Annotated in this window: 19 protein-coding genes and 1 riboswitch; of the genes, 8 read left to right on the forward strand and 11 right to left on the reverse strand. The window is 69.6% G+C overall.

The window, feature by feature from the left end; genetic code table 11:
* Window positions 1-55: 55 nt before the first annotated feature.
* The 9 genes from ACFVYF_RS35280 to ACFVYF_RS35320 all read right to left on the reverse strand — a co-directional run bounded on the left by ACFVYF_RS35280 (window position 56) and on the right by ACFVYF_RS35320 (window position 10846).
* Complete coding sequence (locus ACFVYF_RS35280; RefSeq protein WP_389462090.1) at window positions 56-1447, reverse strand: M1 family metallopeptidase; 1392 nt, start codon at window positions 1445-1447, stop codon at window positions 56-58.
* Between the two features lie 95 nt (window positions 1448-1542).
* On the reverse strand, window positions 1543-2820 hold the full coding sequence (locus ACFVYF_RS35285) for an ABC transporter ATP-binding protein (RefSeq protein ID WP_389462092.1): 1278 nt from the start codon (window positions 2818-2820) through the stop codon (window positions 1543-1545).
* 23 nt (window positions 2821-2843) lie between these two features.
* Entirely contained in the window at window positions 2844-3941 is a 1098-nt protein-coding gene (locus tag ACFVYF_RS35290) for an ABC transporter ATP-binding protein (protein WP_389462094.1), read from the reverse strand.
* Window positions 3938-4936, reverse strand: a complete 999-nt coding sequence (locus ACFVYF_RS35295; protein ID WP_389462096.1) for an ABC transporter permease — start codon at window positions 4934-4936, stop codon at window positions 3938-3940. The genes ACFVYF_RS35290 and ACFVYF_RS35295 overlap by 4 nt, the downstream gene beginning before the upstream one ends.
* Before the next feature lie 117 nt (window positions 4937-5053).
* Complete coding sequence (locus ACFVYF_RS35300) at window positions 5054-6832, reverse strand: ABC transporter substrate-binding protein (protein WP_389462098.1); 1779 nt, start codon at window positions 6830-6832, stop codon at window positions 5054-5056.
* 66 nt (window positions 6833-6898) lie between these two features.
* On the reverse strand, window positions 6899-7906 hold the full coding sequence (locus tag ACFVYF_RS35305; RefSeq protein ID WP_389462100.1) for an ABC transporter permease: 1008 nt from the start codon (window positions 7904-7906) through the stop codon (window positions 6899-6901).
* Between the two features lie 444 nt (window positions 7907-8350).
* On the reverse strand, window positions 8351-9148 hold the full coding sequence (locus tag ACFVYF_RS35310) for an enhanced serine sensitivity protein SseB C-terminal domain-containing protein (protein ID WP_389462102.1): 798 nt from the start codon (window positions 9146-9148) through the stop codon (window positions 8351-8353).
* A gap of 193 nt (window positions 9149-9341) precedes the next feature.
* Entirely contained in the window at window positions 9342-10109 is a 768-nt protein-coding gene (locus tag ACFVYF_RS35315; RefSeq protein ID WP_389462104.1) for an enhanced serine sensitivity protein SseB, read from the reverse strand.
* Between the two features lie 68 nt (window positions 10110-10177).
* Entirely contained in the window at window positions 10178-10846 is a 669-nt protein-coding gene (locus ACFVYF_RS35320) for an AAA family ATPase (protein ID WP_389462106.1), read from the reverse strand.
* A 203-nt stretch (window positions 10847-11049) separates the two neighbouring features.
* Window positions 11050-11148: riboswitch (glycine riboswitch) on the forward strand.
* 147 nt (window positions 11149-11295) lie between these two features.
* Between ACFVYF_RS35320 and gcvT the strand changes: the two genes are divergently transcribed.
* From gcvT to ACFVYF_RS35350, 6 genes are all read left to right on the forward strand, one after another.
* Complete coding sequence (gcvT, locus tag ACFVYF_RS35325) at window positions 11296-12414, forward strand: glycine cleavage system aminomethyltransferase GcvT (RefSeq protein ID WP_389462108.1); 1119 nt, start codon at window positions 11296-11298, stop codon at window positions 12412-12414.
* A 220-nt stretch (window positions 12415-12634) separates the two neighbouring features.
* Window positions 12635-13012, forward strand: a complete 378-nt coding sequence (gene gcvH, locus ACFVYF_RS35330) for a glycine cleavage system protein GcvH (protein WP_389462110.1) — start codon at window positions 12635-12637, stop codon at window positions 13010-13012.
* Between the two features lie 13 nt (window positions 13013-13025).
* Window positions 13026-14288, forward strand: a complete 1263-nt coding sequence (gene glyA, locus ACFVYF_RS35335) for a serine hydroxymethyltransferase (RefSeq protein ID WP_389462112.1) — start codon at window positions 13026-13028, stop codon at window positions 14286-14288.
* A gap of 172 nt (window positions 14289-14460) precedes the next feature.
* A complete protein-coding gene (locus ACFVYF_RS35340; protein ID WP_389462114.1) occupies window positions 14461-15828 on the forward strand; it encodes an L-serine ammonia-lyase in 1368 nt (455 codons plus the stop codon).
* A 217-nt stretch (window positions 15829-16045) separates the two neighbouring features.
* A complete protein-coding gene (locus tag ACFVYF_RS35345) occupies window positions 16046-16576 on the forward strand; it encodes a hypothetical protein (RefSeq protein ID WP_389462116.1) in 531 nt (176 codons plus the stop codon).
* Window positions 16573-17781: an MAB_1171c family putative transporter gene (locus ACFVYF_RS35350; RefSeq protein WP_389462118.1), complete on the forward strand. Its 1209-nt coding sequence runs from the start codon at window positions 16573-16575 to the stop codon at window positions 17779-17781. The genes ACFVYF_RS35345 and ACFVYF_RS35350 overlap by 4 nt, the downstream gene beginning before the upstream one ends.
* Window positions 17782-17791: 10 nt before the next feature.
* Here the strand turns inward: ACFVYF_RS35350 and ACFVYF_RS35355 are convergent, their stop codons facing one another.
* Both ACFVYF_RS35355 and ACFVYF_RS35360 read right to left on the reverse strand, forming a co-directional pair.
* A complete protein-coding gene (locus ACFVYF_RS35355) occupies window positions 17792-18700 on the reverse strand; it encodes an alcohol dehydrogenase catalytic domain-containing protein (protein ID WP_389462120.1) in 909 nt (302 codons plus the stop codon).
* Window positions 18700-19158 carry a hypothetical protein gene (locus ACFVYF_RS35360; protein ID WP_389462122.1) on the reverse strand — a complete coding sequence of 153 codons (459 nt, stop codon included), beginning with the start codon at window positions 19156-19158 and terminating at the stop codon, window positions 18700-18702. Before ACFVYF_RS35360 ends, ACFVYF_RS35355 begins: the two co-directional genes overlap by 1 nt.
* Before the next feature lie 262 nt (window positions 19159-19420).
* Here ACFVYF_RS35360 and ACFVYF_RS35365 point away from each other — a divergent pair, with 262 nt between their 5' ends.
* Window positions 19421-20668: a sedoheptulose 7-phosphate cyclase gene (locus ACFVYF_RS35365; protein WP_389462124.1), complete on the forward strand. Its 1248-nt coding sequence runs from the start codon at window positions 19421-19423 to the stop codon at window positions 20666-20668.
* Window positions 20665-21432 (forward strand): SDR family NAD(P)-dependent oxidoreductase, encoded by a 768-nt coding sequence (locus ACFVYF_RS35370; RefSeq protein WP_389462127.1) that lies wholly within the window; start codon window positions 20665-20667, stop codon window positions 21430-21432. The genes ACFVYF_RS35365 and ACFVYF_RS35370 overlap by 4 nt, the downstream gene beginning before the upstream one ends.
* Window positions 21433-21476: the final 44 nt, after the last annotated feature.

Here is a 21476-nt window from a genome sequence, read left to right on the forward strand (position 1 = left end):
TACCCGTCCGCAGCCGCGGACCTTGCCGGGCAAGGCCCGCGACGGGCAGTACGGGTTACAGGGCGGGCTTGCCCGTGGTGTAGAGCCAGGTCTGGAACAGATCGTCGAGCTGCTGCCCCGAGACCTTCTCGGCGAGCGCGATGAAGTCGGCGGAGTTCGCGTTGCCGTAGCGGTGCGCCTTCGTCCAGGCGGGCAGCAGCTTGAAGAACGCGGTGTCGCCGATGCGCTCGCGCAGCATCTGGAGCGTCATCGCTCCGCGGTTGTAGACGGCCGAGGCGAACATGGTGTCGCGCTGGGGGTCGGCGACCACCGTCTGCCAGAAGGCCGCGTCCGCGGGACGCGCGTTGTACCCGGCCAGGAACGAGTCGTGCGCCGAGCGGACGCCCTTGTGCTCCGACCACAGCCACTGGGCGTAGGTCGCGAACCCCTCGTTGAGCCAGATGTCCTTCCAGTGGTCCACCGAGACGGAGTCGCCGAACCACTGGTGGGCCAGCTCGTGCACGATGGTCCCCTCGGAGCGCACCGCGGAGTACGCGGGCTTCGACTGGACCTCCAGTGAGAACCCGGCCTGCGGCATGTCGTCGACGATCGCGCCGGTCTCCTCGAAGGGGTAGGGACCGAAGACCTGCGACCAGTAGTCGGTGGCCTCGGCCGTCAAGCCGTACACGTCAACGCTGTTGCTGTTCGCGAGGACCGGGTCGATGGCGACGTAGATGGGCGTGCCGGCGGGGGTCCGCCCCGTCTTCACATCGAACTTCCCGATCGTCGCGGTCGCGAGGTAGGTCGCCATGGGCCTGCTCTCGCGCCAGTGCGTCACCGTCTGGGAGCCCTTGTCCCGCGTCGATATCAGACGGCCGTTGGAGACGCCGGTCAGCCCCTTGGGTGCCTTGATGCGGATGTCGTACGTGGCCTTGTCGGAGGGGTGGTCGCTGGAGGGGAACCAGGTGGAGGCGGCGTTGGGCTCGCAGGCGACGAAGACGCCGTCGGCGGTCTTCATCCAGCCGTAGTCGGAGCCGAAGATGATCGGGCCGCCGAGAGGTTCGGGGACGCCACCGTAGGTGACGGTCACCTTGAAGGTCCTTCCCCTCGCCAGGGCACCGCGCGGGGTGACGCGCACCTCGTCGCCCGTGCGCGTGAACGCGGCGCGTCTGCCGTTCACTTCGATACGCGTGATCTCCAGCTTCTGGAGGTCCAGGTCGAAGGAGGAGAGGTTCTTGGTGGCGCGGGCCGTGATGGTCGTACGGCCGTCGAGACGGTCGGTGTCCGGGGCGTACGCCACGTCCAGGTCGTAGTGGCGGACGTCGAAGCCGCCGTTGCCGAGCCGGGGGAAGTAGGAGTCGCCGACGCCGTCGGCCCCCGGGGCGGGGGCGGAGGACGCGGCGATGACAAGAAAGGAGGCCGCCGCTGTCGCGAGGGCCCCCAGACGTGCTGAACGGGAGAATGCCATGAGCGTCCCTTCGAACGTGTTCCGGTCAGACGGACACGCGAGACTCTGCACTCTCCCGTTCGGGCATGTTCATGACTTTACTGAATCGTCATGGCCTACTTGTCAGTTGACTCCTGACGGGGGGATTCCTCGGCGGACGCTTCCGCCGGCTTCTCCCCCGCGTCGGCCGCGGTGCCCGCGGGCGCTTCGGGCTCCTCGGTGGTCCCGGCCGCCGGGCCGGTCACACCGGTCGCCTCCTTGACGGCCACCGTGGTGGTCTCCGCCAGCACCGCCTCGGGCACCAGCTCCACCGCCTCCCTCGCGACCGACAGCAGGACCGTGTCCTGGGGCGCCTGGTCCTCGAAGTTCTCCGGGTGGTGGCAGGCGACCTGCTGACCGGGCTTCAGCTCCAGGAGCGGCGGCTCGGTGGTCTTGCAGATCTCCGTGGCCTTCCAGCACCGGGTGTGGAAGCGGCAGCCGCTCGGCGGCGAGATCGGCGAGGGCACGTCGCCCTTGAGCAGGATGCGCTCGCTCTTGGTGTTGCGCCGGGCCGGGTCCGGGATCGGCACGGCCGACATCAGCGCCTTGGTGTACGGGTGCATCGGCGCCTTGTAGAGCGACTCGCGGTCGGCGAGCTCGACGATCTTGCCGAGGTACATCACCGCGATCCGGTCCGAGACGTGCCGCACGACCGAGAGGTCGTGCGCGATGATCACGTACGTCAGGCCGAGTTCCTGCTGGAGGTCGTCGAGGAGGTTGACGACCTGCGCCTGGATCGACACGTCGAGCGCCGAGACCGGCTCGTCCGCCACGACCATCTTCGGGTTGAGCGCGAGCGCGCGGGCGATGCCGATGCGCTGGCGCTGACCGCCGGAGAACTCGTGCGGATAGCGGTTGTAGTGCTCGGGGTTGAGACCCACGACCGACAGCAGCCGCTGGACTTCCTTCTTGATGCCGCCCTCGGGCGAGACGCCCTGGAGCTTGAAGGGAGCACCGACGATCGTGCCGATGGTGTGGCGCGGGTTCAGCGACGAGTACGGGTCCTGGAAGATCATCTGGACGTCACGCCGCATCGGGCGCATAGCGCCGACACCGAGGTGCGTGATGTCCTTGCCCTCGAACTCGACCTTGCCCGCGGTCGGTTCGAGCAGCCGGGTGATCAGCCGGCCCATCGTCGACTTACCGCAGCCCGACTCGCCCACGACGCCCAGGGTCTCGCCGGAGCGGACCTCGAAGTCGATGCCGTCGACGGCACGGACGGCGCCGACCCGGCGCTGCAGCAGCCCCTTGCGGATGGGGAAGTGCTTCTGCAGTCCGGTGACCTTGAGCAGGACCTCGCCGGGCGCCGCGTCCTTGGAGAGGGTCGCGCCGCCGCTCTGTGCAGGGATGCTCACTGGTTTGTCCTCTGCGTTCTCACTCACAGCTTCGGCGCAATCTCTTCGGTCCAGATCCGCTCCCGCTGCTCCTGCGTCATGTGGCAGGCGGCCCAGTGCTTGCTGCCGACCTCGGACAGCTCGGGGCGGACCGTGCGGGTGACGTTGTCCTTGGGGACGTCCGCGTACGGGCAGCGCGGGTTGAAGGCGCAGCCGGACGGGATGTTGATCAGCGAGGGCGGGGAACCCTTGACCGGGATGAGGCGCTCGGTCTGGTCGCGGTCGAGACGCGGCATCGAGCCGAGCAGACCCCAGGTGTAGGGGTGCCGGGGTTCGTAGAACACCTTCTCGGCCGGACCGCGCTCGATGCAGCGGCCGCCGTACATCACCAGGATGTCGTCCGAGAGCTCGGCGACGACGCCCAGGTCGTGCGTGATGATGATGACCGCGGAGCCGAACTCCTTCTGCAGATCCCGGATGAGGTCGAGGATCTGCGCCTGGACGGTGACGTCGAGGGCGGTCGTCGGCTCGTCCGCGATGAGCAGCTCGGGGTTGTTCACCAGCGACATCGCGATCATCGCACGCTGGCGCATACCGCCGGAGAACTCGTGCGGGTAGTTGTCGACCCGCTTGTCCGGCTGCGGGATGCCCACCCGGTCCAGCATCTCGACGGCGCGGCGCTTCGCGGTCTTCTTGTCGACGTTGTGGTGGATCCGGTACGCCTCCACGATCTGCTGACCGATCGTGTAGTACGGGTGCAGGGCCGACAGCGGATCCTGGAAGATCATCGCCATCTCGCGGCCACGCAGCTTGCGTACGTAGTCCGGGTCCGCCGACAGCAGCTCGGTGCCGTTCAGCCAGATCTCACCGGAGATCTGCGCCTTGCGCTTGCCGTACTGCCCCGCGGTGTGCAGGCCCATGATGCCGAGCGAGGTCACCGACTTGCCGGAGCCGGACTCGCCCACGATGCCGAGGGTCTTGCCCTTCTCCAGCGAAAAGGTGAGCCCGTCGACGGACTTGACCAGACCGTCGTCGGTCGGGAAGTGCACCTTCAGGTCGCGTACTTCGAGGAAGGCGGAGGGCGCCGGCGAGTTCGAGACGGGCTCGCCGACCGCTGCTCCGCTCTTGCTGAGTTCGGTCATGCCAGCCTCACTCGGGGGTCGATCACGGCGTACAGGATGTCCACGATGAGGTTGGCGAAGATGACCGCGAGCGAGGTGATCAGCGTGACGCCCAGGATGACGGGCAGGTCCTTGTCGCTGATCGCCTTGAGTACGGCCTGGCCGAGGCCGGGAAGGCTGAACGTGGTCTCGGTGAGGATCGCGCCGCCGATCAGGGCGCCGAGGTCCATGCCGAGCATGGTGAGGATCGGCGTCATCGTCGAGCGCATGGCGTGCTTGCCGATGACGACCGGCTCGCGCAGGCCCTTGGCCCGTGCGGTGCGGATGTAGTCCTCACCCATGACCTCCAGCATGGTGGCGCGGGTGATCCGGGCGTACATCGCCGCGTAGAGGAAGGCGAGCGTGATCCAGGGCAGGAGCATGCCGCCCAGCCAGCCGGTGAAGCTCTCCTCGAACGGGACGTACTGGGCGTCGAGCCAGCCCAGCCCGTAACTGAAGATCGCCAGCGACAGCAGACCGGTGAAGTAGATGGGAAGCGAGACACCCGCGAGCGCGACGAACATCGCGCCGCGGTCCCAGAGGGAGCCGCGCTTGAGCGCGGAGAGCACGCCCGCCGCGACACCGAAGATCAGCCACAGGACGGCGGCACCGAGCGCGAGAGCCAGGGTCACTGGGAAGCGGTCGGTGATCTGCGGCCAGATGGCCTGCTCGCTGCGGAAGGAGTAACCGAAGCAGGGAGCAGCGCAGTTCGTGACGTCACCGCCGGACGCGTACGTGCGCCCCGCGAAGATGCCCTTGAAGAACTCCCATACCTGGACGAAGATCGGGTCGCCCAGGCCGAGCTTCTCCCGCACGCCCTCGATGGCTGCGGGGTCGGCCTGCTTGCCCACGAACATCGTGGCCGGGTCCACGCCCGCCCACTTCGGGACAAGGAAGAAGATGCCGAAGACCACCAGAATGATGACCACCAGCATCACTGCGGCGGCGAAGAGCCGCCTGATGAGGTAAGCGAGCACTGCTCTCGGCCCGGCGGCGGGGCCGCGGGCCACCGGAGGTCTTCCGGTGGCCCACGGGTCACGCCGCGCCGGCCTTCACCTGCCTTTCGTGCCTTATGGCGGGTGCGCCGGTCGGGATTACTTCACGCCGAGGTTGACGAAGTCGAACTGACCGCTGTAGCCGTCGGTCGTGTAGACGTTGGCCAGCCGGTTCGAGCGCCAGTTGATGAACTTCTCGAAGACGAAGGGCAGGTAGTAACCGCCCTCCATGACCTTGTGGTTGATCTCCGTGGCCAGCTGGGTCTTCTTGGCGTCGTCGAGCTCCTTGACGTAGTCGTCGAAGAGGCCGTCGATCGTCTTGTCCTTGATCAGGGCGAAGTTGTTGTTGCCGCTCTCAAGGATGTACTTGCTGTCCCACAGCGGCATACCGAAGCCCTGGACGGTCGGGAAGTCCGGGCCCCAGCCCATGATGATGATGCCGTAGCCCTTCTTCTTGACGTTCGAGGGGCTGCCGATGATGCCGGTGGTCTGCGCACCGTCGAACTGCTCGATGTCGACGGTGATGCCGACCTTCTTCAGCGACGCCTGCAGGGACTCGGCGGTCGCCACCTCGACGGGCTTGTTGTTGCGGACCGCGATGGTGGTCTTGAAGCCGTTCGGCTTGCCGCAGGCCTTGAGCTCTTCCTTGGCCTTGGCAGCGTTGCCGTTCTTGTTGGCCGTGGCCGACTCGTACGGGTCGTACTTCTGGCCCTCGGAGCCCGGGATGGACGGCGGCAGCATGTTGGTGCCGATGTCACCACCGGCGATCGGGCCACCGCGCGCGGTCTGCAGCGAGACGTGGTCGGCACCGTAGATCACGGCCTTGCGGCAGTGCTCGTTGTCGAACGGCTTCACGCTCTGCGGGAAGGTCGCGTACCGGATGTAGCCGGAGACCGGGTTGTCCAGGTTCGCCTTGTGCTGCTTCAGGGCGGTGGTGCGGCCCTGCGGGGAGAGACCGGTCTGGCCGATGTCCAGGTCGTAGTCGCCGTTGATCAGGCGCTGGTCCATGTCATTGGCGTTGGTGAAGAAGGTGACCGAGATCTTGTCCGGCAGCGCCTTGCGGATCGGGTCCGAGGACGCCTTCCACTCGTTGTTGCGGACCAGCACCAGCTTCTTGTTCGGCGTGTACGACTGGAACTTGTACGGGCCGGAGGAGAACGGGTGCAGACCGTACTTGGACTTGGTGTCCTTGTCGGCGCGGACCGGCGAGGCCGAGGTCAGCGCGAGCATCTCCTCGAAGTCCGAGTTGGCCTTCGGCAGCTTGAAGACGACGGTCTTGTCGTCGGGCGTCTCGATCGCCTTCAGGCCGAGCTTGTCCGCGGACTTGTCCTTGTAGGGGCCCTTGTAGGTGCCCTTCGGGTCCAGGACGTCCTTCAGGTAGACGGGACCGCCGGACAGCACGTCCTGCGCCCACACGCGCTCGATGCCGTACTTGACGTCCTTGGAGGTGATCGGCTTGCCGTCCTCCCAGGTCGCCCCGTCACGCAGCGTGTACGTGTACGTCAGGCCGTCGTCCGAGATCTTGGCCGTGCTGGTGGCGAGGTCCGGCGTGACCTCGGCGCCCTTGGCACCGGGCTCGGCCTTGTTGGTGACGAGCTGACGGCTGTAGTAGCGCATGAAGTTCCAGGCGAAGCCGTAGTAGCCACGCGTGGTGTCCCACGAGTCGGCGTCCTGGGCTCCGGCGAACTTCAGCTCGCCGCCCTTCTTGGACGAGGCGTTCGCGACCTTGTTGTTACCGGCGTTGAAGCCGGCCGCGCCGCTCTTGCCGTCCTTGGTGTCGCCGCCGCCGCCGCACGCAGCCGTAGTCAGCAGGGCGCCGACCACGGCGGCTGCGGCCACGGCCTGCTTGCGCCGGCTTGTGGTGCGTTGGGTAGTCACGATCTCGGATCCTCCGTGTATGTAGCGGCCCGCGGATAGGTCGCGGGCCCTAGGGGGTACGGCAGTTCAGCGAGAACCCTTCGGGTCGAGAGCGTCACGGACGCCGTCGCCGAAGAGGTTGAAGGAGAGCACGGTGATGAAGATCGCTACACCCGGGATCACCATGTACATGGGGTCCGAGTCGTAGTAGTCGATCGCGGAGGAGAGCATCTGTCCCCACGAAGCCGTCGGCGGCTTCACACCGACACCCAGGAAGCTGAGCGCCGCCTCGGTGAGGATGTTGGTGGGGATCATCATCGTCGTGTACACGATGATCGGAGCGACGAGGTTGGGCAGCAGCTCCTTGAACAGGATGTAGAAGCGCCCGGCCCCGAGGCTGCGCGCAGCCTCCACGTACTCGCGCTCACGCAACGAGAGCGTCTGTCCCCGCACCACACGGCCGACGTAGGGCCAGCCGAAGAAGCCGATCACCAGGATCATGACGAACAGGCGAACGCCCGTACCCGTCAGGCCCAGCATCTCGTTCGGCATGACCGAGACCAGCGCGATGATGAACAGCAGCTGCGGGAAAGCCAGCAGACCGTCCATGACGCGGCTGATGGCCGCGTCCACCCAGCCGCCGAAGAAACCGGCCAGGATGCCCAGCACGGTGCCGAAGACGACGGCGACCAGGGCGGACAGGAAGCCGACCAGGAGCGAGACGCGGGCGCCGTAGACGATCCGGGCGAAGATGTCGCGGCCGCTGACCGGTTCGACACCGAAGAGGTGGTCACCGCTGATGCCGCCCAAGGACCCGGTGGGCGTGGAGAACAGCGGATCGATCAGAGTCTCGTGGTGCGACTCGGGGTCCTGGCCGACCAGGTTGGTGATCAGCGGCGCGAGAATCGCGATCAGGATCAGCACGAGCACGACGATGCCGCCCGTCAGGGCGAGCTTGTCCCGCTTCAGGCGCTCCCAGGCGATCCGGCCCAGAGAACGTCCTTGAACCGCCTTCGCGTCGGCGCTGACCAGCGCCGCCTCTTCGGCCGCGCTCGGGGCCGCTTCTGCGGTCGGCTCGTGCAATGGTGCCGTCATCGTGGCAGGGACCCCTCTCAACCGGCGGTAGCCGGCCCACACGTGCCGCTGTAGCGGCCTGATCAGTCCGTCGTACAAAGGGGCGAACACCCCTGGAGCGGGAGTCTTCAATGCCTCGGCGATCTGTAGCCAGACTTGACGGTGAATGGATGCCTAAACGTGATGCGGGCTGGGGGGTTCCGTTATCCGGACGGCGGGTAACGGGGGTCGGACACGGGGCAGTTGGGGCGAAAGAGGGCGCGAGGCCCGTTTTCCCGCCAGTCAGCCTCAAAGGGCGCATCAGACCCTTACGCGTCCGAGCGCACTGGTCAGCGGGATCCCCAACGCGTTGCACACCGCCCGCCGAGACGACGGAACGGCCTCCGCCGAGCCCCTCGCCGGCGCGAGCCGGCCCCGCCCCCGACCACGGCAGGGCGAGGGCGAGGGCGGCGCGGGAGAGTTCGGTCAGTACGGCCGCGGCTGCGGGTAGCCGTACCCGCCGGCGACGGGCGCCTGGGCCGGGGCCGCGTGGGCCTCACGGTCGTAGAAGGGCCGGGCCTGGGCACGCAGCCACATCGCCACCGGGTCGGACTCGTCGGACATCGCGACGGTCGACACCGGCAGCCCGTCCGGGACCGCTCCGATCGACTGCTGCATCATCGCCCGCACCGAGTCGACCGCGGGCGGCGAGGTGTCGTAGACGTCGAGGCCGATGGCCAGATACGGCGCCCCGAGCGCGGGTTGGACCCACGCGCGGCGCAGCGAGCGCACCGCGGGCGTGCGGTGCGCGTTCTGCGTGAGGAGGGCGTAGAACTGCGGGATCTCGATACCCGGCTCGGACAGCCGCAGCGGGCCCGCGGGCTGGCGCTCCAGGCCAGCCGCGATCCGGCGCAGATCCAGCCAGGGGATGCCGACTCCGCCGCCGGGCGCGTGCGGGTTCAGCCAGAGACCGAACTGGTCGGGGTAGAGGGTGCGGGCGACGTCCAGCCCGTCGACGACCTCGTACGAGCGGTTCCAGCCGCTGGCCGAGAGCTCCTGGGCGGAGGTGACACAGGGGGCGTAGCCGAAGCCGTCCACCTGCATGTTCCCGTACTGGGCGTCCGGGGAGCCGGCCTGGCCGTGCCACAGGAGCATCCAGATCTGGCCGTTCGACGGTGTCGCGAGCGCGCGAAGGAGCGCCTCGTAGGCGTCGTAACGCCCGGGCGTCACCTGGCGCAGCATGTGCTCGACCTGCCCGGCCGCGGCCGTGCCCGACGCGCTCACCTTCAACCGCCCCTTCGCGAACACATCACCATGAACTCACCCATAACCCCCGAGTCGCTGCGTACGGCATCCCGTGCGGAGCCGCGTCAACACCTCGACCGAGCCATGAAACCAGCTTAAGCGGCGTTCCTGACAGCGACTTGACGCACGGCTTCACGGGTCCGCGTGGCGCCACGCGTCCGGGGCCGCGCGCTCAGTACTCCCGCTGGTAGAAGGGCCGCACCTGGGCGCGCATCCAGTCACCCACCGGGTCCTGGGCGACATCGAGGAGCAGCAGGTTCACCGGCCGGTCCATCGGGACGCGGCCGAGCGCCCGGCCCAGCGCGTCCAGGGGCAGCGTACGGGCGGGGCCCTCCCAGTCGGAGAGCTCGACTCCGACGAACATCACCGGGTCGTCGCCCTCGATGCTGGCCAGACAGCGGCGGGCGGTCAGCACGACACCGGTGTCCGCGAACTCGGCCGAGGCCGCGGACAGGAAGTCGACCGGCTCCTCCTGCCAGTCCGGCTCGAAGAGCCGCACCCGGCCGCCGCTCGCGGGCCCGTCCAGCGGGGTCCGCCCGGTGCGGCACAACTCGGCCACGGCGAGCGGCGGCAGCGGGACGCCGACCAGACCGTCCGGGTTGACCGCGAGACCGACCTGTGGCGGCAGTCCGCGCGCGAACTCGACGGCGGGCGCGATGCTGTACGCCATGTGCCCGCCGACGACCTGGCGGAACTGCTCCTCCGAGCTGAAGACGGGGACGTACACCTGGCCGTCGAGCTCCAGCGTGGGCAGGTCGAGGGGGCCGCTGCGCGGGCCGCCGCCGTTCGGCAGCGGGATCCACAGGAAGCTGCGGCCGAGCACCTCGACGATGCGGGCGCCGGCCGAGGGGACTCCGAGAGAGGCGGAGAGCACCTCCTCCAGTTCGTTGCCGGGCCATCCGCCGTGCGGATGGGGATGCGCCTGTGCCGGGAAGTCCATCTGTCTACCGCCTGCTGTGAACCGCTGTTCCGGCTGGAAACCCTAACGGGTACGCGCGTTCGCGATGGTCAGGTGCCGAAATCGATCCGGCGCAGCACGTCCGCCGCGTCCCGGTCGATCAGCACCGCCGAGCCGCAGCCCTCCGGCAGGTCGCCCTTCTCGACGGACCGCAGCAGCCGGGCGGCCGCCGTGCGGTGGCGCAGGAACGCGTAGCGCGAGACGCCGCGGCCGCGCTCGCGCTGGCCGTCCAGAGCGGTGTCCGCCGTGACGTCGAGGAGCAGCAGGTGCAGCGTGCCGCCCCGGCGCCGGGCCTCGCGGGCGAGCCAGCGGCGCACCCAGGCCTGCGTACCGCAGTCGTGCACGACGACGCCGGCTCCCGAGCGCAGGGCGCGGCGCAGCCCGGCGAAGTGCGCGGCCCGGACGAGCGGGCGGTAGAGCGCGTACGGCAGGAAGCGGGCCAGCCGGGTGTCCCAGTGGTCGCGGGTGTCCTGGGAGTCGATGCGCGTGCCGCTCACCGCGCGGCGCATCAGGGTCGACTTGCCGCTGCCGGGCAGGCCGGTGACCACGACGAGGTCGGCGGCGCCGAAGGTGAGGCCGTGCGGGCTGCGCCCGGCGCGCTCGCGCAGATCACGGACGACGGCCGGCGGCCGCGGTCCGCACGCCTCCCGGGCGGGGGCGGCGGGCTGCTTGGGCAGCGCGATGCCGGAGATCGTCGCGTACGCCGTGGCCTTGTTCACCGTGATCGTCCTCCCCTTGGGTCCGGAGTCCCATCCCCGTCGAGTGTAAAGAGAAGGTAATGCGGTGCGCCTCTCGTTTCCGTCCTCGTCGTGCCACAGGCCGGTCACAGCTCTCCGCGGTTCCCCGGGCACCTGTTCGGGTGCCCCTGCCATGCCGGACGGATGCGTGCAATGATGTGCCCGCCAACTGCATACCGGCCGCTTGAATCCGCGCGGGAGAGTCCTGGGGGCAGCAGTCCCCGGGCGCCGAAGGAGCAAGTCCCTCCCTTGAATCTCTCAGGCCCCGTTACCGCGCGGGCGAGGCACATCTGAAAAGCGGGCCGCTGACCAGTGGCTCCACCCAAGGTGCAAGTCATGACCACCGGTTCGCGGGGTCGTGATGAACCTCTCAGGTTCCGATGACAGATGGGGAGGAACGACCTCGCCGTCATGCCTTGGGAGCCCCACCGATGAGCAGTAACACCCCCCGTCACACCGCGCTCGATGCCCTGCATCGCTCGCTGGGCGCGACGATGACCGACTTCGCCGGCTGGGACATGCCCCTGCGCTACGGCTCCGAGCGCGACGAGCACCTCGCCGTCCGCACCAGGGCCGGTCTCTTCGACCTCTCCCACATGGGCGAGATCACGGTCACCGGCGCGCAGGCCGCCGAACTCCTGAACTTCGCCCTGGTGGGCAACATCGCCTCGGTCGGCGTCGGCCGCGCCCGCTACACCATGATCTGCCAGGCGGACGGCGGCATCCTCGACGACCTGATCGTGTACCGGCTCCAGGAGCACGCGTACATGGTGGTCGCGAACGCCTCCAACGCCCAGGTGGTGCTGGACGCGCTGACCGAGCGCGCCGCCGGCTTCGACGCCGAGGTCCGCGACGACCGCGACGCCTACGCCCTCATCGCCGTCCAGGGCCCCGAGTCCCCCGGCATCCTCAAGTCGCTGACCGACGCGGACCTCGACGGCCTGAAGTACTACGCGGGCCTGCCCGGCACGGTCGCGGGCGTCCCGGCGCTCATCGCGCGCACCGGCTACACCGGCGAGGACGGCTTCGAGCTGTTCGTCGCCCCGGCCGACGCCGAGAAGGTGTGGCAGGCGCTGACCGAGGCGGGCGCCCCGGTGGGCCTGGTGCCGTGCGGTCTGTCCTGCCGCGACACGCTGCGCCTGGAGGCGGGCATGCCGCTGTACGGGCACGAACTGACCACCGCGCTCACGCCCTTCGACGCCGGGCTCGGACGGGTCGTGAAGTTCGAGAAGGACGGCGACTTCGTGGGGCGCGAGGCGCTCTCCGAGGCCGCCGCCCGCGCCCAGGAGAACCCGCCGCGGGTCCTCGTCGGGCTCATCGCCGAGGGCCGCCGGGTGCCGCGCGCCGGCTACCAGGTCGTCGCCGACGGCAAGGTCATCGGCGAGATCACCTCGGGCGCGCCGTCCCCGACGCTGGCCAAGCCGATCGCCATGGCCTACGTCGACGCCGCGCACGCCGCGCCGGGCACCACCGGGGTCGGTGTGGACATCCGGGGCAGCCACGAGCCGTACGAGGTCGTGGCGCTGCCGTTCTACAAGCGCCAGAAGTAGTCGTTCCGTACGGGCGCCAGAAGTAGTCGTTCCGTACGGGCGTCAGAAGTAGTCGTTCCGTACGGGCGTCGCAGGGCGTCCGTCGGTTCGTCCGACTCCCCGGAATCCGGTTTCGCGTTTCCGGCGCGCGCGTCGAAGTGACGTACATCGCCGCGCCCGGTCTCGTATCGCAGGACCTCTCGTTCACCACCACTCCCCCGCGTACAGGAGAATTCAGGCCATGAGCAACCCCCAGCAGCTGCGCTACAGCAAGGAGCACGAGTGGCTGTCGGTCGCCGAGGACGGCGTCTCGACGGTCGGCATCACGGAGCACGCGGCCAACGCGCTCGGCGACGTGGTGTACGTCCAGCTTCCCGAGGTCGGTGACACGGTGACCGCGGGCGAGACCTGCGGCGAGCTGGAGTCGACCAAGTCCGTGAGCGACCTGTACGCGCCGGTCACCGGCGAGATCGTGGAGGCCAACCAGGACGTCGTGGACGACCCGTCGCTGGTGAACTCCGCCCCCTTCGAGGGTGGCTGGCTGTTCAAGGTGCGCGTCACCGAGGAGCCGTCCGACCTGCTCTCCGCGGACGAGTACACCGAATTCTCCGGCAGCTAAGGACTCCTGACCGATGTCGCTTCTGAACCAGTCCCTCCACGAGCTCGACCCGGATGTCGCCGCCGCCGTCGACGCCGAGCTCGACCGTCAGCAGTCCACCCTCGAGATGATCGCCTCGGAGAACTTCGCTCCCGTCGCCGTCATGGAGGCCCAGGGCTCGGTCCTCACCAACAAGTACGCCGAGGGCTACCCCGGCCGCCGCTACTACGGCGGCTGCGAGCACGTCGACGTGGTCGAGCAGATCGCCATCGACCGCGTGAAGGCGCTCTTCGGTGCCGAGCACGCCAACGTGCAGCCCCACTCGGGCGCCCAGGCCAACGCGGCCGCGATGTTCGCGCTGCTGAAGCCGGGCGACACGATCATGGGTCTGAACCTCGCGCACGGCGGGCACCTGACCCACGGCATGAAGATCAACTTCTCCGGCAAGCTCTACAACGTCGTCGCGTACCACGTCGACGACGCCACCGGCCAGGTCGACATGGCCGAGGTCGAGAAGCTGGCCAAGGAGTCGAAGCCGAAGCTGATCGTGGCCGGCTGGTCGGCGTACCCGCGGCAGCTGGACTTCGCCGCGTTCCGCCGGATCGCGGACGAGGTCGGCGCCTACCTCATGGTCGACATGGCGCACTTCGCCGGCCTGGTGGCCGCGGGCCTGCACCCGAACCCGGTGCCGCACGCCCACGTCGTGACCACGACCACGCACAAGACGCTGGGCGGTCCGCGCGGTGGCGTGATCCTGTCCACGGCCGAGCTGGCGAAGAAGATCAACTCCGCGGTCTTCCCGGGTCAGCAGGGCGGCCCGCTGGAGCATGTGATCGCCGCCAAGGCCGTGTCCTTCAAGGTCGCCGCCACCGACGACTTCAAGGAGCGCCAGCAGCGCACGCTGGACGGCGCGCGGATCCTGGCCGAGCGCCTGGTCCAGGACGACGTCAAGGCCGTGGGCGTGGACGTCCTCTCCGGCGGCACGGACGTGCACCTGGTCCTCGTCGACCTGCGCAACTCCGAGCTGGACGGGCAGCAGGCCGAGGACCGCCTCCACGAGGTCGGCATCACGGTCAACCGCAACGCCGTCCCGAACGACCCGCGTCCGCCGATGGTCACCTCCGGCCTGCGCATCGGCACGCCCGCCCTCGCCACCCGCGGCTTCCAGGCCGAGGACTTCACCGAGGTCGCGGACATCATCGCCGAGACCCTGAAGCCGTCGTACGACACGGACTCGCTCAAGGCCCGGGTGTCCGCTCTGGCCGACAAGCACCCGCTGTACCCCGGCCTGAAGTAGTTTCGTACGCTTTAGTCAGTACGTTCTTTTCGTACGTCGCTTGCGTACGGACATCCGGGGCACCGCGCACACTGGAAAGCGAGCGCGGTGCCCCGCCGTATGCACGACCCGGCACCGCCCCCGCACGACCCGGCAGACAACGGCGTCCGCCGAAACCCTGAGGAGTTCCCCCGTGGCCATCTCGGTCTTCGACCTGTTCTCGATCGGCATCGGCCCGTCCAGCTCCCATACGGTCGGCCCGATGCGCGCGGCCCGCATGTTCGCCCGCCGCCTGCGCAACGAAGAGCTGCTCGCCCCCACCGCCTCGATACGCGCCGAGCTGTACGGCTCCCTGGGCGCGACCGGTCACGGCCACGGCACCCCCAAGGCCGTACTGCTCGGCCTGGAGGGCACCTCCCCCCGCACGGTGAACGTGGAGACGGCGGACGACCGGGTGGAGGCGATCCGCACCGGCGGCCGGCTGCGCCTCCTCGGCGAGCACGAGATCGGCTTCTCCTACGACGACGACCTGATCCTGCACCGCCGCAAGGCACTGCCGTACCACGCGAACGGGATGACCCTGTGGGCGTACGACGCCGAGGGCACCGAACTGCTCTCGAAGACGTACTACTCCGTCGGCGGCGGCTTCGTGGTCGACGAGGACGCGGTGGGCGAGGACCGGATCAAGCTGGACGACACGGTCCTCAAGTACCCCTTCCGCACGGGCGACGAGCTGCTGCGCCTGACCCGTGAGACCGGCCTGTCGATCTCCGCGCTGATGCTGGAGAACGAGCGGGCCTGGCGCACGGAGGAGGAGATCCGCGAGGGCCTGCTCGACATCTGGCGGGTCATGCAGGCCTGTGTCTCACGCGGTATGTCCCGCGAGGGCATCCTGCCGGGCGGACTGAAGGTCCGCCGCCGCGCCGCCATGTCGGCCCGCCAGCTGCGCGCCGAGGGCGACCCGCTGGCCCACGCCATGGAGTGGATCACCCTCTACGCGATGGCGGTGAACGAGGAGAACGCGGCGGGCGGCCGGGTCGTCACGGCCCCGACCAACGGCGCGGCCGGCATCATCCCCGCCGTCCTGCACTACTACATCAACTTCGTGCCGGGCGCCGACGAGGAGGGAGTCGTCCGCTTCCTGCTCGCCGCCGGGGCCATCGGCATGCTCTTCAAGGAGAACGCGTCCATCTCCGGCGCCGAGGTCGGCTGCCAGGGCGAGGTCGGCTCGGCCTGCTCGATGGCGGCCGGCGCACTGGCCGAGGTGCTGGGCTGCAGCCCCGAACAGGTCGAGAACGCCGCCGAGATCGGCATGGAGCACAACCTGGGGCTGACCTGCGACCCGGTCGGCGGCCTCGTCCAGATCCCGTGCATCGAGCGCAACGGCATGGCCGCGGTCAAGGCCGTCACGGCCGCCAGGATGGCCATGCGCGGCGACGGCTCCCACATGGTCTCCCTCGACAAGGTCATCAAGACCATGAAGGAGACGGGCGCGGACATGTCCGTCAAGTACAAGGAGACGGCCCGGGGCGGGCTCGCGGTGAACATCATCGAGTGCTGAGGGCAACGGCGTTCACGACGGCGCGGGCACGTCGCGCCCGGCTGTCCCCCGCCTTCGGACCGGCCCGGTACGGACCGGCACGGCCGCTGCGGCGGACCCTTTCCGCCAAGCGTCACGTTACGTTACAGCTCCGTGACGTTCACCACGAAGATCTTCAGGCAGACCCCTTGCTGAAGTAAATTGAGTGCGGCCTACAGGCACCAACGGGGGGAATGACGTGCTCACCAGGCATGTGCGGAAAGCCTTACGCCGGTTCCCGGACGCGCGCCGGGAACGGCTCCGGGACGCCCGGCTGCGGGCTCACAGCCGTCAGCTGATGCGCCGGCTGGAGCTGCCCATGCCGCTCGACCCGGCCGCGCTGTGCGAGCGGCTCGGCGAGTTCCGCGGCACCCCGATCCGGCTGATGGCCTGGGAGTTGCCGGTCGACGGGCCGTTCGGGATGCTGATCTCGCGCCCGCACGAGGACGCCATCGTCTACCAGTCCCGCACCACCAGGGCCCACCAGGCGCACATCATCCTGCACGAGGTCGGGCACATCGTCGCGTACGACCTCGCGGGCGCGCGGCCCGCCGAGACGAAGCTGCGCACCTGCTACTCGGACCGGGACGAGCGGGACGCCGAGGTCATCGCCTCCACGATCATGCGCCAGGCGATCCTGCTCGGCCGCCGGGCCCAGCGCTACGGCATCGACGAGCCGTGGCGGCCGTCGGTGTACAACAGCCTCGGCCTGACCGACGCGCTGACGTGAGGGCGTTCGACTGCGTCGCCGTCGTCACGCTGCTGGCGGGCACCGTCTGGACACTGCCCGCGCTGGTGCGCCGGCGCTTCCGCGATCCCATGCGGCTGCACCTGTGCCTGTCACTGCTGCTGATGGGACTGGGCAATCTGCTGGCGCAGCCCGCGCTGATCTCCTTCGTGGACCGGCACACCACCGCCGGAGTCGCCAAGTGCAGCTACAACGCGATGGTTCTGGCCGGGCTCTGCCTCATGGTCTCGTTCCTGCGGGAGCGCCCGGTCAACCGCCGTACGGCCGTGCGCTCGTGGGAGGTGCTGCTGTGCGCCGGGTGCCTGGCAGGCATGGTCACGATGACCGTCCTGCTCCCGTCCCGGCTGCGCAACCACTCCCTGACCAGCTTCTTTCTGGCCGACTGGCGCGTTCGGGTGTTCTACGACCTCGGCAACGTCTTCCTCTTCTTCGGGTACACCGCCTGCGCCCTGCTCGCCTGGCGGCTCGCGCGCGCGGGGCATCCGCTGCGCAGATGGTCCCTGACGGTCATCTCCGTCGGCCTGATCGGACTGGCCCTGAGCTGTGTCTACCGGATGCTGTGGGTCAACGTGCCCGCGCTGCGCGCGCCCGGGGTGCCGGTGACGTACGAGGACGACTTCGCCTTCGGTATCGCCGACACCATCCTGGTGTGCGCAGGGCTGAGTCTGCCCTTCTTCGTGGGGGTGCTCCAGCTGGTGCGGGACCGGCTGGAGCACCGGGCGCAGTACCACGGACTGGAGGAGCTGTGGCGGCGGCTGGTGGCCCTCTACCCCGAGCTGATTCTCGATCAGCGGCCCTTCTCCGGGCGGCGGCCGCTGCCGGTCGCGGACTACGCCTCGGCGACGTACCGGCGGTATGTCGAGTGCCGGGACGGGCTGACCCGGCTGGGCCCGTATCTCCGGCTCGCCGCGGACGAGTTGCCGGACGGTGAGGCCGCGCTGCCCAAACAGCCGCGCGCGGCGGCCCGGATCATCGGCCGCGCCCTGCACCTCTACGGCGAACAGCCCCTGGGCGGTGCGGCGCCGAAGACGACCGCACTGTTCATCCCGGGCTCGCGCGATGCCTCCGACGACTACGAGAGCGACCTGGTCGGCCTGATCGAGATCTCCCGCGAGCTGCGGACGCTGCACGCGGAACCGGAGACGGATGCACCGGGTGATCCGGTCCGTCGAACGACGCACCGGTAGCGGGCGGCAGCTACGGCACCAGCACGAACTTGCCGCGGAAGCCGCCGGCCTCCAGTCGGCGGTGCGCCTCGTGTGCGTCCGCAAAAGGGAGGATCGTCGTCCGCTGGCGCAGACCGGCGTCGCGGGCGGCACGGTCGGCCACCTCGGCCAGGTCGTCGCGGTTCAGCTGCACTCCATGGAGCGTGAACTCCACGTCCGGGCGCCGGGCGGGGTCGGGGGCGCTGAACGGGGTGAGGGTGAGGAACATGCCGCCCGGGCACACCGCCTCGATCAGGTCCGGGGCACCGCCTGCGTCCACGACGACGTCGTACGCCTTGGCCTCGGCCGCCGCCGGGTCGGTCAGCACCGCGCCCTCGCCGGGGCGGCCCGCGCGCAGCTCCCGCCAGGTGTCGCCGTCATCGTGGCGGACGAGGAGGTCGGTTCGGGTCGCCGGCTCGTCCAGCAGCCTGAGCGCGAGCTGTCCGCCGAGGCTGCCCTGGGCGCCGACGAGCAGCACCCGCCGGCCGGTCCGGTCGGGCGTGCGGCGCAATGCCTGTACGGCGGTGACGCCGGCCAGCGGCAGAGCGGCCGCGTCGGTGAGGCTGAGGGCGTCCGGGACGCGGACGACGTACGCGGGGTCGAAGCGGACATACTCCGACATGCTGCCCACGCCGGTGCCCAGTTGGGCGGTCGTGGCCATGACCCGGTCGCCGGCGGTGAAGCCGGAGCCCCCGGGTGCGTGGGCGACCGTGCCGGCCAGGTCCCAGCCGAGGACCGCCGGGAGCGCGGTGGGGATGAGGCCGGAACGGGTCGCCAGGTCAACGGGGTTGACGGCCGCGGCCGCCACCTGGATGACGAGCCCGTCGTGGTCCGGTTCGGGCAGGTCCAGCAGGCCGAGTACCTCCGGGCCTCCGGTGCGGGTGATGCCCACGGCCTTCATCAATCGACGTCCTGTCCTTCTGTGCTCGACGCCGAGGGCCTCGGGGCGTCCAGCGCGTCCATGATCGACAGCAGCTGCTCGCGCATCTCCGGGGTGAGCTGACCGGCCCGCATCGCGATCGAGCGCACCTGCCGGTCGGCGAGCGAGGACGCCCAGGCCGGGTCGTCGGCCGCGTCCGCCGTCTCCTCGTTGATGAGCGCGCCCACCGAGACCGGGAGGGTCATCGGGCGGGCGCGGAAGTACTGCACGATCGCCGCGAGCACGCTGATCGTGGGGTTGGTCTGCGAGCCGTTGCGCAGCGCGGCCAGATAGCTCCTGGAGATGGTCACGTCGTGCGACGACTCCTCCGAGATCGCCTGGGCGACCTCGGCTGTGGAGGGCTCACGGCGACGGCCCACGGCATCCGTGGTGGCGGCGTCCGCGAACCAGGCGTTGAGGCGTTCCGCCAGCGTGGCCATCTCCGACTCCCTGGGCTCCGGCGACTCGGGTCGGGTGACTCGGCACGACTCCGGTGACAGCACGGGATACGCGAGCGATTTCGCCTGTGAAGTCGCCGAGACGCTTTGAGATTAACACGAACGCCATCACGTTCCGCAAGGTTGCTAATATATTGGCATCAACGATTGTTTCTGAGATGATCCTCCTGTGAGGACGGCCGCTTGTGCCGTCCTCGTCCTGGGACACAGGACCGCCCAAAACCCTTCCGAACCCGGAGGAGACATGCGCAGCGGTACGTCTTTCACCCAAGGCCTGCGGCACAACGTCGACAACAGCCCGGCGAGCGGGCCGGCATGGACGGTGGAGGCCGTCCGTCAAGTGCGGTACCACGTCGTCAGCTCGGACCACCTGTTCGCCCTCGACAACACGGCCCTGCTCGACGCCTGCCCGGACGCGCTCCTGCGCTCCGGTGACCGCCGGCTCGTCGTCGTCGACGAGAACGTCGACACCCTCCACGGCTCACGGATACGCGACTACTTCGCGTACCACGGCATCCAGGCCACGATGGTGCCGCTGCGCGCGGACGAACCCGTGAAGGAGTGGGACTCCGTCCTGCGCGTGGTCGACGCCATGAACGAGTTCGGCATCGACCGCCGCCGCGAGCCCGTCCTCGCCGTCGGCGGCGGGGTGCTCACCGACATCGTCGGCTTCGCCGCCAGCCTGTACCGGCGCGGAACGCCGTACATCCGCATCCCCACCACCCTGATCGGCCTGGTCGACGCCGGGGTCGGCGTCAAGACCGGCGTCAACTACGGCCGCGGCAAGAACCGCCTGGGCACCTACGCCCCGGCGACGGCCACCTTCCTGGACCGCACCTTCCTGCGCACCCTCGAGCAGCGGCACATCAGCAACGGCCTCGCCGAGATCATGAAGATGGCCCTCATCCGCTCCGAGGAGCTGTTCGGGCTGCTGGAGTCGTGGGGCGCCGCCGTCCGCGCGGACCGGCTCCAGGGCTCCACCGGCGAACTGGCCGCCGCCGCGGACGCGATCATCGCCGAGGCCATCCACCTGATGCTGGAGGAACTCCAGCCCAACCTCTGGGAGTCCCATCTGGAGCGCTGCGTCGACTACGGCCACACCTTCAGCCCGACCGTCGAGATGCACGCGCTGCCCGAACTGCTGCACGGTGAGGCCGTCATGATCGACATGGCCCTCACCACCGCGCTCGCCACCCTGCGCGGTGACGTCGGCGCCGCGGAGGCCGACCGGATCTACCGTGCGGCCGCCTCACTCGGACTGCCGCTGTGGAACGACGTCCTGGACGACCCGGCCCTGCTGGAGGCCGCACTCCTCGACACCGTGCGCCACCGCGACGGCCACCAGCGGCTGCCCCTGCCCGTCGGGATCGGCCGGCACCGCTTCGTGGACGACGTCACCCCGGCCGAACTCCGCGCCGCCACCGACCTGTTGCGACGGAAGGCCCAGGAAGCCGGTCGCACCCCGGCCGGGTCCGTGCGGGTGAGCGCGTGAGTGCCCCGCCGCGCGAGCCCGCCACCGCCGTCGTGATCGGTGGGTCCACCGGCATCGGCAGGGGCGTCGCCGACGCCTGGGCCGCCCGGGGCATCGACACCCACGTCTTCAGCCGGTCCCGGCCCACCGGGCCCGGCGCCGACCTGCTCGCCTGGCACCCCGTCGACCTGCGCGACGGCCAACAGGCCCAGGACTCCCTGCGCTCGGGCACTCCGCCCCGTCTCGGCCTGGTCTGTTACTCGGCGGTCTCCTTCACCTCCCGACGCGAGCCGTTCACCGAGGTCCGCGAGAGCGACTGGCTCGACCAGTTCGCGGTCAACGTGCACGGACTGGCCTGGACCCTGAAGGCCACCCTGCCCGCCCTGCGCGCGGCCCGCCCCGGACTGTTCCTGCACATCTCCTCCGAGGTGGTCTACAACGCCGGCCCGAACAGGTCCGGTTACGCAGCCACCAAGGCCGCCGCCGACTCGCTGATCCGTTCCGTCACCCAGGAGACCGACCCGGCCGAGGTGACGTTCGTGCAGGCGCTGCCCGCCGGGATGGTCGACACCCCCGGCATCCGCGCCCGTCGCCCGGCGGACTTCGACTACGGCGCCTATATGACCCCGGCCCACTTCGCGCCGCTCGCGGCCGAACTCGACCGCACGCGCGGGGTGCCGTACGCCGGCGAGGCACTGGTCGTGCACGAGGACCGGAGCTGGACGTCCGTCCACGCCGGGGCCCCCGTGTCCCAGTCGCGCCCCCTGGCCGAGTCCCCGGCCTGACCTCCTGCCGTCAGCTCCCTTCCCCCCAGCGCCTCAACTCAAGG

The sequence above is a fragment of the Streptomyces sp. NPDC058274 genome (genome assembly GCF_042881375.1).
GTDB lineage: Bacteria > Actinomycetota > Actinomycetes > Streptomycetales > Streptomycetaceae > Streptomyces.